Source organism: Streptomyces polygonati (assembly GCF_042650325.1).
In the GTDB taxonomy this organism is placed as follows: Bacteria; Actinomycetota; Actinomycetes; order Streptomycetales; family Streptomycetaceae; genus Actinacidiphila; species Actinacidiphila polygonati.
This window is the reverse complement of sequence record NZ_JBHSBB010000050.1, coordinates 113,543-127,672: the sequence shown is the minus strand read 5'-3', so window position 1 is coordinate 127,672 and position 14,130 is coordinate 113,543. Positions and strand designations below refer to the sequence as shown.

Here is a 14,130-nt window from a genome sequence, read left to right as displayed (position 1 = left end):
CGTACCTATTGGAGGCTTCATCATGGCAACCACCCGCACCGCGACGACTCAGTGGAAGGGCGCGCTGATCGGCGGCGCCGGTACCGTCTCGCTGGACACCTCCGGTGTCGGCTCGTACGAGGTCACCTGGGCCTCGCGCGCCGAGGAGGCCAACGGGAAGACCAGCCCGGAGGAGCTGATCGCCGCCGCTCACTCGTCCTGCTTCTCGATGGCGCTCTCGCACGGCCTGGCCGGGGCCGACACCCCGCCGGAGAGCCTGCAGACGGTGGCGAACGTGACCTTCCAGCCCGGCGAGGGCATCACCGGCATCACGCTGTCGGTGAAGGGCCGCGTCCCCGGCATCACCGCCGAGGCGTTCGAGGCCGCGGCGCAGGACGCCAAGGCCAACTGCCCGGTCAGCAAGGCGCTCGCGGGGGTCAACATCACCCTTGAGGCCGAACTGCTCGCCTGAGCGGGCTGACCGACCGGCAAAGTCGACCGGCAGGATCGACACGTTCGGCTGATACGTACGGCTGAACACTCAGCGGCGGGTGACGTGGATGTCCCACGCGCCCGCCGCGCTGTGCGACAGCACCGTGAAGGACAGGCCCGCCGCGCGGTCGGACCAGCTCTCCCCCACCCCGAAGGGCGCGTCGTTCAGCGAGTTGAAGGCGCCGCTGCTGAAGTCGCAGGCGGAGGTGAGCGGATGGGCGTCGGTCACCGTCACCGGCCCCGACCCGGAGTCCACATCGGTGCGCACCCGGTAGGCGAGCACGCCCTGGCGGCAGGCGTCCGCGTCGTTGCCGGCCGGCTCCCGCACCTCCAGCACATAGGCCCGGCTGATCCCGTCGGGGATGATCACCGCCTTGCGGCCGCCCGGCACCTCGATCGGGGTCAGCCGGTAGGTGGCCTGCCGCCGGTCGGCGACACAGGCTATCTGACGGTCGGTCAGCCAGCCGAGGCGCCACTTGTGCCAGGCGAGCATGTCGCCCTGGAGGCCCCAGTCGAGCGACATGGTGTCCCACTGGCCGGCCAGCAGGTCGGTGCGCGCGAAGTCGTCGGCGGCGTAGAGGTCCGGCAGCCCGAAGTCGTGCCCGTTCTCGTGGCTGAGCACGCGTGAACCCGACTGGTCGTGGCCGTAGATGAGGGACACCTTGTCCAAGTGGGCGCCGTCGTCGGTGGTGGCGGCCGAGGCGCCGGTCCAGGTGACGGAGAGCACCGCCTCGTCCGACGGCGGTCCTGCGTTCGGGGTGACGAGCACGTTGACGAGGTCGTAGCCGCTGAAGTCGATGTCCTGGTCGGCGACTTTCAGCAGGTCGCGCATCATCGAGGTGTGCGCGTCCCAGCCGTAGCCGCGGTCGATCCCGTAGGAGGAGAACGGCCGCGGCATGCGTATCCAGCGCAGTACCGGGGTGGAGCGGTAGTCGAGCTTTCCGTACGAGGCGCGGGCGTACCACTGCCGGACCGCAGGGAAGAACTCGCCGTAGCGCTCGGCGGCGCTGTACGGGGCCTCGGCGTCGGGAAAGTCGATCAGCAGGGTCAGCGCGCGCACCCGGCCGGTGGACGGCGCGAACTCGCCGTCGGGGCCGTGCTGCGACTGGTCGGGGAAGCCCTCGGACATGGCGACGCCGGGCTTGGCGCGCAGCGCGCACGGTCGGCCGGCGGGCGGTGGGGAGGCGTCCAGCACCGGGCCCCGGGCGCCCACCGAGACGGCCGAGCCGGCCAGCAGCAGCCCGAGCGCCCCGGCGGCCAGGGCCCGCACCGCGATACGGGCCGGCGACATCATGGCGCTATGCCTCGCGGCCTTGGCCGGCCCGGCTGCCCGGGGCGCTCACCGTGACCCGCACCGCCCAACTGCCGTCGGACGTGCGGCCGGTGACGGTGACCTGGAGGGAGCCGTCCGGCACGGTGTAGGACTCCCCCACGCCGAGCGGCGCGTCGGCCAGCGGCGCGTAGACCGAGGTGGCCGCGCAGGCCGAGGTGCCGGGGTGGCCGTCGATCACGTCGATGGGGCCGTCGCCCGACTCCCGGTCGGAGCGCACCCGGTAGAGCAGGACGCCCTGCCGGCAGGTGGTCCGGTCGTTGCCGGTCGCGCCGCGGGCCTCGACGGCCAGGGCGGAGTCCACCCCGGTCCGTACGACGAGCAGTTTGGCGCCGCCGGGGGTCTCGTCGGGAGTGAGGTCGTGGTAGGTGATGCCGGTCCGCGCGACGCAGCCGACCTGGGCGGCGTCCAGCCAGCCGAGTTTCCACTTGTGCCAGGCGAACGGGTCCGGGGCGAGGCCGAACTGGCTGCCCATCAGGTCCCAGTCGCCGACATGCGTGTCCCAGTCGGCGTTGCTCCCGGCCGGCGGCCGGTAGTACAGGTCGGGCAGGTCGAAGACATGGCCGGTCTCGTGGGCCAGCACATTGTGGTCCGGCGGGTGGTGCTCGAAGACGGTGACCAGGCGGTGCAGCGGGTTGCCGTCCACGGTCACCGCCGAGGCGAGGTTGACGACCTTGGTGGCGTCGGAGTCCACGCCGGGGGCGTCGGGGTCGGCGACCAGGTAGACCACGTCGTAGCCGTGGAAGTCCACCACCGGGTCGGCGGTCCGCAGCGCGTCGCGCAGGTAGTCGGTGCGTTCCCTGGCGTCCCAGTCCCGGCTGATCAGATAGTCGGTGGACGGGTGCGGCATCCGCAGCCAGCGGGTCTCCGGGTGCACATGGAGCCGGAACTTCCCGTACGAGGCCTGCCGGAAGAAGTCGCCGGTGGCCGGGAAGTGGTCGGCCGCCACTTCCGCCGGGGTCAGTCGGGGCTCGGAGTCCGGAAAGCTCAGGAAGATCATCAGCGCCTTGACGTCCCCGACCGGATGCGCGTAGTCGCCCTCCCAGCTGTCCACCCCTTCCGAGTGGTGCACCCCGGTCCTCGGCAGCAGGCAGGCGCTGTCCTCGGCGCTCGCCGCCGGGCCGGTCATCAGCGTCCAGGCGACCAGCGCGGCGAACCCGGCGACCGCCCCGGCGACCGCCCGCCCCACCCGCCGCGTCCCGGCGCCGCGGGCCGGGCCGGGCCCGGACCGCCGGGCAGGCCCTGAACGGTCCTCGGGCGGGGCACCGCCCGCCTCGCCGGGGGGCCCGCCGGGGAACCCGCCGGGCGTGCTGCCTGAACGCCGCACTTCGACCTCCGGAGGATGACTGCGTCCTGGGGGGACACCTCCCTCACATTGCTATGAATTGCGGAGGTTTGCGGCATTCCGATGGTCCATGTGGGTGGGGGCGGCGGCCCTCCGGGCGGCGGCCACACACGCACCCGATTCAACTACCCTCCGTCATCATGTGCGGAGGGCGATCAGGTGATCGAGCCAAACCCGCGGAATCGGTCACTCCATCCGCACCCGTGCCAAGAATCACTGCGGCGACGCTGGAACACCAACTCCGCCAGCCCATATGATCGCGTGCGAGACGAGCGCGAACAGGGAGCAGGCCATGGGCGGACCCTCGGGCGGCCCCGGCGTCGAACCCGAAAGCCCCGAAAGCACAGCACACGTCATCACGCAGAGTAATGCTTCGCCCTCGCTTCCCCGGGGGGACGAACCGCGTGACGGCGGGGCCGCGGACCCGGGGCCGGGCGACGCCGAGCGGCGTGACGCCGGGCTTCTCGACGCGGACGCGCGGCCCCGGGAGGCCGCGGCGGCGGCCCCAGCGGGCCCAGCGAGCCCGGCGGGGCCGCGGGAGAGCGAACTGCGCGACTACCGCGCCGCCTTCGCCATCGCCCGGTCCGCGATGGCCCTGGTCGACCCGGACGGCACCGTGCTCGCCGCCAACACCGCGCTCGGCGCCCTGCTCGGCACTTCACCCGAACGTATGAGGTCGGAAGACGCCGACACGCTGCTCGGGCTGTCCGGCGACCGGCATGCCGACGCCGCCTTCCACGACGTGCTGGACGGCCGCCGCGACAAGCTGAGCTGCACCCGCCGGATCGGCCGCCCGGACGGCAGCGTCCTGCGCGCCGAGATCACCCTGGCCCGGGGGGACGCCCGGCCGCTGCTGCTCACCGTCGAGGACGTCGGTGAACGCGACGCGCTGCGCGAGCAGTTGCGGCACCTGCGGATGCACGACCCGGTGACCCTGCTGCCCAACAGGGCGCTGTTCTTCGAGCGGTTGGCCGAGGCCTGCGAGACCGCCCCGGGCGGTCGGCACCAGCACTCCGCCCGGGCCACCGGCCGGATCGGCCTGTGCTATCTGGACCTGGACGGCTTCAAGGCGGTCAACGACACCCTCGGCCACCGGGTCGGCGACGAACTGCTGGCGGCGGTGGCCGGCCGGCTGCTGGTCTGCGCCGAGCCAGGTGGCCATCTGGTGGCGCGGCTCGGCGGCGACGAATTCGCCCTGCTGCTGCGGGACTCCACCGGCACCGGGCAGGCCACCGCGCTCGCCGAGGCCGTACAGGCCGCGCTCCAGCAGCCGTTCGACATCGCCGGGCACCGGCTGGCGGTCTCGGCCAGCATCGGGGTGGTGGAGCGGGAGGCGGCCGGCACCTCGGCGACCGGGCTGATGCAGGCCGCCGACACCACGCTGTACTGGGCCAAGGCCGACGGCAAGGCCCGCTGGACACTCTTCGACCCGGAGCGCAACGAGCACCGGATGACCCGCCAAGCGCTGTCCCGTACGCTCCGGCAGGCGATCGAGCGCGGCGAGTTCGTGCTGGACTACCAGCCGCTGGTGGCGCTGGACACCGGTGAACTGCGCGGCGTGGAGGCCCTGGTGCGGTGGGAGCACCCGCACTTCGGGCGGCTGGCGCCCAACCGTTTCATCGGGCTGGCCGAAGAGGACGGCTCCATCGTCCAGTTGGGCCGCTGGGTGCTCGGCGAGTCCTGCCGGCAGGCCCGGGTGTGGCAGCAGGCGTACCCCAGGACGCCGCTGGTGGTCAGCGTCAATGTGGCCGTACGGCAGATGTGGGACTCCGACCTGGTGGCCGATGTGGCCGCGATCCTGCGGGAGACCGGGCTGCCGGCCCGGCTGCTGCAACTGGAGCTGACCGAGTCGGCGGTGATGGGCTCGGCCGGCCGGCCGCTGCAGGCGCTCCAGGCGCTGCACGAGATGGGCGTACGGATCGCCATCGACGACTTCGGCACCGGCTACTCCAACCTCGCCTATATGAGCCGCCTGCCGGTCTCCGCGCTCAAGCTGGACGGCTCCTTCGTGCAGGGCTTCCGGTCCGACGAGCACCCCAATCCCGCCGACGAGACCATCGTCGAGGCGCTGGTGGACCTCGCGCACCGGCTGGGGCTGACCGTCACCGCCGAATGCGTCGAGAACGCGCAGCAGGCGGAGCGGCTGCGGCGGATCGGCTGCGACACCGGCCAGGGCTGGCACTACTCGCGCCCGGTCGAGCCGGAGGCGATCTCCCGGCTGCTCGCCTGAGGGCCGCGCCGACAGCGGCGCGACGAACGGGCCCGCGTCCTCGGGGGGAGTGAGGACGCGGGCCCTGGTCAGGCGCGGAGCGCCTGGGTCATACGGTCGTTGCGGTCATACGGCCATACGGCCATACGGCCATACGGGACCAGTGCCTCAGCAGGCGCCGAGGTCCTGCCAGACTCCCCACTCACCGGTCGTACCGGGCACTTCGTTGGTGGTCCACCACTTGGCGTTCCACTTGTGGCCGCCGTAGGAGACCTGGTTGCCGGCCACGTAGACCGCGCTGGCGGACCAGGCGGGCAGGCTGCCGCACGAGGCCGGGGGCGTCGTGGGAGGCGTGGTCGGAGGAGTGGTGGGCGGCGTCGTCGGCGGGGTGGTCGGCGGCGTCGTGGGGGGCGTGGTGGGCGGGGTGGTCGGCGGGGCGGTGCAGCCGGGCGCCGAGCCGTTGGTGGCGGTGACGATCTTGTTGAAGAGCGTCGCCGACGGGTCCGAGTCGAGCAGCGAGTACATCATCGAGCCGCCCAGACCGTGGCAGTGCGCGTAGTCCGCCTTGGCCTGGATGGACTGGGCGCCGAGCCCGGTCCAGAACTCGCTGCCGTTGTAGAAGTAGTTGGTCTGGCTGGCCGTGTCGTAGAAGGTGTCGGCCGGGTTGTCGACGATCCCGCCGAGCTCCTTGTAGTACGCGGTGCCCGCGGTAGCGCTGAGGCTGCGGGCCGCGGCCGGGCCGGTGGCCTTGGAGTACAGGCCGTGGTTGCTGCCGGCCGCAACGCCGCTCCAGCCGCGGTAGTACAGCGGATAGCCCATGGTGATCTTGTTGGCCGGGAAGCCGCCCGGGATGCCGTAGGCGGCGTCACCGGTGGTCCAGGCCTTGATCGCCGCGTCGGTGCTGTATTTCTCGGTCCCCGGCGAGACCGGGTTCGAGGGGTCGTTCGGCGACTGGTAGAGCGGGTCCTGGAAGTTGGTGGGCCCGGTGGTCTCGAAGGCGCCGTGCATGTCGTAGGTCATGATGTTCGCGTAGTCGAGGGACGCGGCGATCTTGTTGGTCTCGACGTTCGCGATCTTGTCCTGGCCGGCCGGCAGGGCCGCGGTGAGCAGCATGTGCTTGCCGCCGTTGGCCGCGCCGTAGGCGTCCAGCTCGGTGCGGAACTCGGCCAGCAGCGCGGTGAAGTTCGCCTTGTCCGCGGTGCTGTAGTGGTTGCCGGTGTGGCCGTTCGGCGAACCGGGGTACTCCCAGTCGATGTCGAAGCCGTCGAAGATGCCGGCCGCGCTGCCGGTGCCGCCGTAGCCGCCCTGGACCGGCAGATTGCCCTTGATGAACATGTCGATGCAGGAGCTGACCAGCTTCTTGCGGCTGGCGTCGGTCTTGGCGGCGTCGGAGAAGTACTTGGAGTAGGTCCAGCCGCCGATCGAGGCGATGATCTTCAGCTGCGGGTGCTTCGCCTTCAGCTTCTTCAGCTGGTTGAAGTTGCCGACGATCGGCTGGTTCCAGACGTCGCCCACACCGTCCACGCTGTCGGCCGCGCCGAAGGACTTCTGGTAGTCGGCGAAGGCGTCGCCCGCGCCGTCACCGGCGTTGGGGTCGCTCTCGTTGGTGGCGTCGGACGCCTTGGTGGCCTCGAAACAGGTCAGGTTGGTCGGATCGATGTTCTCGAACGAGTAGTTGAGGATGTCCAGCTTGCTCGCGACGCCCGAGGTGTCGAGTGCCTTCGGGTAGTACGCGTTGCCGTACACGCTCCACTGGTCGTAGTACGCGATCTTGACGCCACCGCTGCTGGCGGCGGCGGCCGCGGCGGGCTTGGCCGCGGCCGGCGCGTTGGCCGCCTGAGCGGTGCCGACGCCCGAGACGAGCGCGGTGAGCGCGCCGACGGCGAGGGCGGCGCTGGTGGCGGCGGCCACGAGCGCTCTCTTCCTGGACTGCACAAGTACCTCCGGGGGGAGAGGGAGGAACAACTAGGGGGCTGTTGCATTGATAGGCCCTCGTCAAGTGCACGTCAATGGTCTGAACCAGGCTTGGACTAGACCAATTTGAAACCCGCTGGACCGGCCGTGGATCGTTCACGACATGAGCGAAGCCGCTCGTCAACCTGTGACGAGCGGCTTTAACGCTGGGTTAAGGCACCGGCGGGCCGCCGGTCCGGCATTGGACCACCGGACCCCGGAAATCGGTCGTTAACCTGCGGCGGTCTCCTCGGTGATGTCCTTCGGGAAGCCGTACGCGTCCGCGATGAGTCCGTACGAACGCAGCCGGACCTCCGGCGTGTGCGCGTTGGCGGTGATCACCAGCTCGTCGGCGCCGGTACGGGCCACCAGCTCGTCCAGTCCGGTGCGGACCGTCTCGGGGTCGCCGTGGACGATGTTGACCAGCCACGAGTCCACGAAGTCCCGCTCGGCGGGGCTGTACGCGTAGGCCTCCGCCTCCTCCGGCGTCGGTACCAGGCCGGGGCGGCCGGTGCGCAGCCGCAGCATGCTGAGGGCGCCGGCCAGCACCTGGCGGCGGGCCTGCTCCGGGTCCTCGGCGGCCAGCGCGGCCACTCCGATCGAGGCGTAGGGGCGGTCCAGTACGGCCGAGGGGCGGAACGACTCGCGGTAGAGGGCGAGGGCCGGCACGGTGTTGGCGGCCGAGAAGTGGTGCGCGAAGGAGAAAGGCAGGCCGAGCATTCCGGCCAGCTGGGCGCTGAAGCCGGACGAGCCGAGCAGCCAGACGCTGGGCCGGGCCGCCGACTGCACGCCGCCCTCGGCGCTGCCCTGGACCGGGCCGGGAATGGCGTGGATCCGGCCGTAGGCGTGCCCGTCGGGGAAGCCGTCGTCCAGGAACCGGGTCAACTCCGCGAGCTGCTGCGGGAATTCGTCGGCGCCCTCGTGCAGTGTCGCGGTGCGGCGCAGCGCCGCGGCGGTGGCTCCGTCGGTGCCGGGCGCCCGGCCCAGGCCCAGGTCGATCCGGCCGGGGGCCAGCGCCTCCAGGGTGCCGAACTGCTCGGCGATCACCAGCGGCGCGTGGTTGGGCAGCATCACGCCGCCCGAGCCGAGCCGGAGCGTCCGGGTGAAGGCGGCGAGGTGGGCCAGGATCACCGCGGGTGACGAGCTGGCGACCCCGGGCATCGAGTGGTGTTCGGCCACCCACATCCGGTGGTAGCCCCGGGTCTCGGCCGTCTTGGCGATCTCGACGCTCGTCCGCAGCGCGTCGGCCGCGGTGAGGCCCTTGCCGACGGTGGCCAGGTCGAGTACGGACAGGGGTACGGGCGCGGAGCCGCGGATCGTCCCCCGGATGCCGTAACCGTCGCTGCCCTGCTGTTGCTCACCCACGGCGGGCGCCTCCTTGATCGTCTCGCTGACCCGTCCCGCGGGCCTGGGCCCGCTCCCCAGGACAACCGGAGCCGTCGTCCGGTTGTTCCCGGCCGCAATTGCGGCCGGGCCGGAGGACGGGGAATGACCAGGGCATATGCCAGAGTGGCGCGATCCTGCGTATACGTCCGCGGCGGCCCGGATCGCGTGCCAACGGTCCGTACGGGAAGGGCCATTGGGGCTATCGTGGTGAAACCCAAGCGGCACACCTTCAGGGGGGCCACCGTGGCGACAGATCACCGCCAGTCGGGACCGGTCTACGCGGTCCAGTACGCGCTGCGGGTGCTGGAGACCGTCGACACCCACCGGCACGGGGTGACCGCGGAGCAGCTCTCCCGGGAGATCGGGGTGCCGCTGAGTTATCTCGCGCAACTGCTGACGATGCTGCGGCGGGAGCGTTATCTGGATTCGCTGCCGGACGGCGGCTATGTCATCGGTGAGCCGACGGTGCTGCTCGGTTCACCCGATCGGGAAGCCGCGGTGGCCGAGAAGCTGAGGGCGATTCTGGCGGAGCTGCGGGAGGAAGTGGGGGCGGCGGTCTATTACGCCCGCTACGAGGAGGGCGAGGTCCGCCTGGTCGACTTCGCGGACAGCCCGGAGACACCGCGGGTCAACGAATGGGTCGACTTCCGCTCGGCGGCGCACGCCACGGCGATCGGCAAGTGCCTGCTGGCCCAGCTGGACCACGCGGGGCGGGTGGACCACTTCGCCCGGCACCGGCCGGCCCGGCTCACCTCCCGGACCGAGGTCGATGTCGACGTCCTGCTCGCCAAACTCGACCGCCAGCCGCCCTCGGCGCCCACGCTGGACCTCCAGGAGTACGCGGTCGGTACGGTCTGCGCGGCTGTCCCGGTCACCATCGGCAAGTCGGTGGCCTGCCTGGCCCTCTCCATGCCCTCCACCTCCGCGCACCGGCTGCGCCCCGCCGCCGACACCCTCCACGACCGGGCGGCCCCGCTGCTGCTCTCCATGACGCTCTGAGCTTTTCCCCCGCCGAACGCACCGAAGGCCCCCCGCGCGGGCGGGGGGCCTTCGGCCGGTAACGGATCACCTGCGGTGCGCCGCCAGGGACTCGAACCCCGGACCCGCTGATTAAGAGTCAGCTGCTCTAACCAACTGAGCTAGCGGCGCGTGCGGGATTAATTCTACCGGGTCAGAAGGGGTGCTCGGGCCCACCCCGTCGCCGCGCCCGGGGGGCCGTGAGTGTCCGGGTGGGTTCGGCCGGCTCCGGTCTGCGGGTGCGTCGTGGCTGGCCGCGCAGTTCCCCGCGCCCCTGTCGGGGCGTTCCCCTTCCCGGGAAGGCACGGGTGCCCCTGGCGGTGGGCGGCGCCCTACAGGGGCGCGGGGAACTGCGCGCTCAGCCCGGGGCGGGCTGTGGTCCGGGAACGACCGCAGGTGTTCCGGCGGGTCCGGTCAGCGCCCGGGCTGCGGCCCGCGCCGCCGGGAGGCGGGATCGGGTGGGCCCGAGCACACCTTCTGACCCGGTAGAATTAATCCCGCACGCGCCGCTAGCTCAGTTGGTTAGAGCAGCTGACTCTTAATCAGCGGGTCCGGGGTTCGAGTCCCTGGCGGCGCACTGGTAGTGACGAAGGCCCCCCGCTCGTGTGGGGGGCCTTCGTCGTGGAAGGGCTAGGCGGGCCAGTGGGGCGGGCGGGTGAGGGCGGCCGGGAGGGTGGTTGAGCGGTCGCCGCGGGACGCGTTCAGCTGGGGGTGGGTCAAGAAGAGCGCCCCGGAGAGGTCCGCGCCGCGCAGGTCCGTGTCGCGGAGGTCCGCACCGAGGAAATCGGCCACGCGGAGGTCCGCGTCGCGCAGGTCCGCGCCGATGAGGAGGGCGCCGCGCAGGCTCGCGCCGTGCAAGGCCGCCCCGCGCAGGCGGGCTCCGACGAGGTCGGCGCCGCGACGGTCCCTGCGGCGCCCCGGCACCCGGGCCCGTACCGCCTCGCTGATCCGGAGCAGCAGCTCACCGACCGCCGCCCGCTCGGCAGCGGGGTCCAGCCCGGGCAGGGCCTCCGCGCCGAGCCGGGTGAGCGCGTCGACCCGGCCGAAGGCGCGCTCCACCTCGGCCGCCGCCACCGCGTACCCACGGGCCTCGTCCAGGTACCACAGGAGCTCGTGCAGCTGCCGCATCACCGGCAGCGCCGCGAACATCGCCCGCCCCCCGTCGTCGGCCCCGCGCCAGTCGCGGCCGGCGAAGGTGACCTGGGAGAGCTGCTGCCCCGCGCCGAAGCAGTCGTAGACCGTGCAGCCCGCGTAACCGCTGCCGCGCAGGTCCGCGTGGATGCCGCAGCGGTGGCCCCCGTCGAGATGCCCGCAGGGCTCCCCCGCCTTCTTGTCGGCGGCGAAGTCGGCCGACCGGGTGAAGGTCAGCGCGACACAGCACAGCCCGAAGCAGTTGCCGCAGTCGGCCCGCAGCCGTCCCGCCTCGTCCACGCGCTCGTACTCCCCAGGGGTGCCGCGGGCGGCGTCGTCCGTAGCGCCGCCCGCGGTCCATGGTGCCCTATGCCCCGGAGGTCACGAACCGGCCGGGAAGGTGGCCGGCTTGGCGGCGGTGTAGAGCCAGGTGGTGAAGAAGCCGCCCAGATCCTTGCCGGACAGCTGCTCCGCGAGCCGCCGGAACTCGGCGACGGTGCCGTTGCCGTGGCGGTGCGCGGCCGGCCAGGCCTTGAGCAGCTTGAGGAAGGCCCGGTCACCGATGGTGTCGCGCAGCGCCTGGATGGCGACCGCGCCCCGGTCGTACACCGCGTCGTCGAACTGGTTCTGCGGCCCCGGGTCGCCCGGCTCGACCGTCCAGAACGGGTCGTCGGCCGGGTGCGCGTCGTAGACCTGCTGGGCGAGCTGCTGCGGGGTGCCCTGGTCCTCGTGCTCGGACCACAGCCACTGGGCGTAGCTGGCGAAGCCCTCGTTCAGCCAGATGTCCGACCAGCGTTCCAGCGAGACGCTGTCGCCCCACCACTGGTGGGCCAGTTCGTGCGCGACGACCGAGGTGTTGACGTTGGCGAAGGTGGCCGGGCTGTAGAAGACCCGGGTCTGGGCTTCGAGCGAGAAGTGGGTGGGGACGTTCGGTACGTAGCCGCCGGCCGCGTCGAAGGGGTAGGGGCCGAAGTAGCCGCTGAGGAAGTCGATGATCTCGCCGGTGCGCTCCACGCTGGCGCGGGCGTTGGCGGCGATGGGGTCCTTCAGGTCGGTGCTGTACGCGTTGATCACCGGCACGCCGGTCCGGGTCCGGCCGCGGGTGATGTCGAAGTGGCCGACCGCGAGGGTGGCGAGATACGTGGCCTGCGGTGCGTCCTGCCGCCAGTGGTAGCTGGTCCAGCCGCCCTTCGTCCGCCGGGACAGGAGCAGGCCGTTGCTGATCGCCTGCTCGCCGCTGGGGACGCGGACGTTCACGTCGTAGGTCGCCTTGTCCAGCGGGTGGTCGTTGCTGGGGAACCACCACCAGGCCGACTCGGGCTCGTTGGCGGCGACTCCGCCGTCCGGGGTGCGCTGCCAGGAGGTGAAGCCGTAGCGCTGGACGGTGGACGGCACCCCGGAGTAGGTGACCGCGACGGTGTAGTGCCGGCCGCTCGGGATCGGGCGGGCCGGGGTGACGACGAGTTCCTGCTCCCCGCTGCTGGCGAATCCCGCCGGGCGGCCGTCGACGGTGACCTTGCTGACGGTCAGCGCGAAGTCGAGGTCGAAGCTGGTCAGACCCTGGGTGGCGGTGGCGCTGATGGTGGCGGTGCCGGTCAGGGTGTCGGTCGCGGGCTGGTAGCCGAGGTCGAGGTCGTAGTGGGTGACGTCATAGCCGCCGTTGCCGTAGGTGGGGTAGTACGGGTCGCCGATGCCCGGCGCGCCGGGCCCGGCGTCGGCCGCGGCTGCCGGGACCACCAGCAGCAGGCCGAGGGTGGCGGCGGCGGATGCGATCACGCGCTTGCGCACAGGAAGTCCTCCAGAAAGCGGACGAGTGGCAGGTACACGGCGACCCTAGGAAGCCCCGGCCGCCTCAGCCACCCCGATCACCCCAGCTGTCGCAGAACCTTCACCCGGCGCAACACAGCTGTCCGGAAAGCGCCGGACGGCGCCGGACCGCGGCGCGACGGCACCGGACGGCGCCGGACCGCGGCGCGACGGCACCGGACGGCGCCGACCCGCACCGGGCGCACCCGCCGGCGCCGGCGCGCACCCCGGCGCCGTCGCTGGGGTTGCGGGCGGGGGTGAAGATCGGAACGCTGGTGCTGACGCCGTCCGACCGTCAGATTGGTTCCCCGTGTGAAGAGCGTCTGGTCGAGGGCCCTCAGCGGCTTGCAGCGGGCGGAGGGCGACTACCTGTCCCGGCTCGGCCTCTCGCTGCCGCTGTTCGCCCTGGCCGTCGTCGTCGGCGCCGACCTGCTGGCCGGACGGGACCACTATCTGACGCCCGGCATCGTGGTGGCCCCCGCGCTCGCCTCGATCACCGTCCGCTGGCGCGCGACCCTCTTCATCTGCCTGCTCGGCGCCGCCATCCAGGGCGGGCTGTCCTCGTACGACGGTGTCGCCGACCTCACCAACCACGATGTGCTCTACGGCCAGCTCATCGCCTACGCCATCGTCTCGGTGTTCAGCGTGTACATCTCCTGGCGCCGCGAGACCGGCGCCCGGGCCTTCAGCGCGATCACCTCGGTCGCCGAGGCGGCCCAGCAGGCGCTGATGCGGCCGCCCGCGCCGCAGGTGGGCCGGGTGCGGCTGGCGGTCCGCTATGTCTCGGCCGCCGACGCCGCCCAGATCGGCGGCGATCTGTACGCCGCGCTGGAGACCCCGCACGGCGTACGGGTGCTGATCGGCGACGTACGCGGCAAGGGGCTGGGCGCGGTGCAGACCTCGGCGGTGGTGCTGGGCGCCTTCCGCGAGGCCGCCTTCGACGAGGGGGGTCTCGACCGGGTGGCCGAGCGGGTCGAGACCAGCGTGCGGCGCGATGTGAGCGACGGCGACTTCATCACCGCGCTGTTCGCGCAGTTCGACCGGCCCGGCAGTGTGGAGCTGCTGCACTACGGCCATGTGGCCCCGCTGCTGGTGTCCACGACGGGCCGGGTCCGGACGCTGGACCCGGTCGATCCATGGGTGCCGCTGGGCCTGGCCGACATGGTGGCGGGCGGGCCGGTGCCCTGGCAGGCGCCCATGGACCCCGGTGATGTGCTGGTGCTGTGCACGGACGGGGTGATCGAGGCGCGCAGCCCGGTGGACCACACCTTCTACCCGCTGACCGAGCGGGTAGGCCCGCTGGTGGCCGGCTCGGCGAACGACCTGGGGGCGGCGGTGGAGCGGGTCTACGCGGATCTGCTGCGGCACTCGGGCGGTTCGCTGTCCGACGACGTGGTCCTGCTGCTGCTCGCACCGGTCCAGGACCCGCTGCCGGCCAGGCCCGCGGGAGGGCCCCTGCTGGGGACCTGACGGCCGCCGGCG

10 protein-coding genes and 2 tRNA genes are annotated in these 14,130 nt (G+C 72.2%); 5 read left to right on the top strand and 7 right to left on the bottom strand.

What is annotated here, in order from left to right; translation table 11 throughout:
• Nucleotides 1-22 precede the first annotated feature (22 nt).
• Nucleotides 23-451: an OsmC family peroxiredoxin gene (locus tag ACFO3J_RS34075; RefSeq protein WP_386438108.1), complete on the top strand. Its 429-nt coding sequence runs from the start codon at nt 23-25 to the stop codon at nt 449-451.
• Nucleotides 452-520: 69 nt separating this feature from the next.
• Here ACFO3J_RS34075 and ACFO3J_RS34070 read toward each other — a convergent pair whose 3' ends face one another.
• Complete coding sequence (locus tag ACFO3J_RS34070) at nt 521-1,765, bottom strand: M6 family metalloprotease domain-containing protein (RefSeq protein ID WP_386438105.1); 1,245 nt, start codon at nt 1,763-1,765, stop codon at nt 521-523.
• Between the two features lie 4 nt (nt 1,766-1,769).
• On the bottom strand, nt 1,770-2,990 hold the full coding sequence (locus ACFO3J_RS34065; RefSeq protein ID WP_386438102.1) for a M6 family metalloprotease domain-containing protein: 1,221 nt from the start codon (nt 2,988-2,990) through the stop codon (nt 1,770-1,772).
• 448 nt (nt 2,991-3,438) lie between these two features.
• Between ACFO3J_RS34065 and ACFO3J_RS34060 the strand changes: the two genes are divergently transcribed.
• Nucleotides 3,439-5,376, top strand: coding sequence for a putative bifunctional diguanylate cyclase/phosphodiesterase (locus ACFO3J_RS34060; RefSeq protein WP_386438099.1), 1,938 nt, complete (start codon nt 3,439-3,441; stop codon nt 5,374-5,376).
• Between the two features lie 147 nt (nt 5,377-5,523).
• Here the strand turns inward: ACFO3J_RS34060 and ACFO3J_RS34055 are convergent, their stop codons facing one another.
• Together ACFO3J_RS34055 and ACFO3J_RS34050 are read right to left on the bottom strand one after the other, a co-directional pair.
• On the bottom strand, nt 5,524-7,266 hold the full coding sequence (locus tag ACFO3J_RS34055) for a glycosyl hydrolase family 18 protein (RefSeq protein ID WP_386438096.1): 1,743 nt from the start codon (nt 7,264-7,266) through the stop codon (nt 5,524-5,526).
• A 273-nt stretch (nt 7,267-7,539) separates the two neighbouring features.
• Entirely contained in the window at nt 7,540-8,673 is a 1,134-nt protein-coding gene (locus ACFO3J_RS34050; RefSeq protein ID WP_386438094.1) for an LLM class flavin-dependent oxidoreductase, read from the bottom strand.
• Nucleotides 8,674-8,937: 264 nt separating this feature from the next.
• Between ACFO3J_RS34050 and ACFO3J_RS34045 the strand changes: the two genes are divergently transcribed.
• Nucleotides 8,938-9,693: an IclR family transcriptional regulator gene (locus tag ACFO3J_RS34045; protein ID WP_386438093.1), complete on the top strand. Its 756-nt coding sequence runs from the start codon at nt 8,938-8,940 to the stop codon at nt 9,691-9,693.
• 76 nt (nt 9,694-9,769) lie between these two features.
• On the opposite strand, the gene ACFO3J_RS34040 is transcribed toward ACFO3J_RS34045, so the two are convergent.
• A tRNA-Lys gene (locus ACFO3J_RS34040) sits at nt 9,770-9,843 on the bottom strand.
• Between the two features lie 371 nt (nt 9,844-10,214).
• On the opposite strand from ACFO3J_RS34040, the gene ACFO3J_RS34035 reads away from it, so the two are divergent.
• Nucleotides 10,215-10,288, top strand: a tRNA-Lys gene (locus tag ACFO3J_RS34035).
• Between the two features lie 53 nt (nt 10,289-10,341).
• Here the strand turns inward: ACFO3J_RS34035 and ACFO3J_RS34030 are convergent.
• Nucleotides 10,342-11,142, bottom strand: a complete 801-nt coding sequence (locus tag ACFO3J_RS34030) for a pentapeptide repeat-containing protein (RefSeq protein WP_386438090.1) — start codon at nt 11,140-11,142, stop codon at nt 10,342-10,344.
• Between the two features lie 81 nt (nt 11,143-11,223).
• Nucleotides 11,224-12,630, bottom strand: coding sequence for a M1 family metallopeptidase (locus tag ACFO3J_RS34025; protein ID WP_386438087.1), 1,407 nt, complete (start codon nt 12,628-12,630; stop codon nt 11,224-11,226).
• A 330-nt stretch (nt 12,631-12,960) separates the two neighbouring features.
• Here ACFO3J_RS34025 and ACFO3J_RS34020 point away from each other — a divergent pair, with 330 nt between their 5' ends.
• Nucleotides 12,961-14,118, top strand: coding sequence for a PP2C family protein-serine/threonine phosphatase (locus ACFO3J_RS34020; protein ID WP_386438084.1), 1,158 nt, complete (start codon nt 12,961-12,963; stop codon nt 14,116-14,118).
• The last annotated feature ends 12 nt before the right edge of the window (nt 14,119-14,130 follow it).

Coding starts and splice junctions, on each gene's coding strand:
- ACFO3J_RS34075 (WP_386438108.1), top strand. CDS start 23: ATGGCAACCACCCGCACCGCGACGACTCAGTGGAAGGGCGCGCTGATC.
- ACFO3J_RS34070 (WP_386438105.1), bottom strand. CDS start 1,765: ATGATGTCGCCGGCCCGTATCGCGGTGCGGGCCCTGGCCGCCGGGGCG.
- ACFO3J_RS34060 (WP_386438099.1), top strand. CDS start 3,439: ATGGGCGGACCCTCGGGCGGCCCCGGCGTCGAACCCGAAAGCCCCGAA.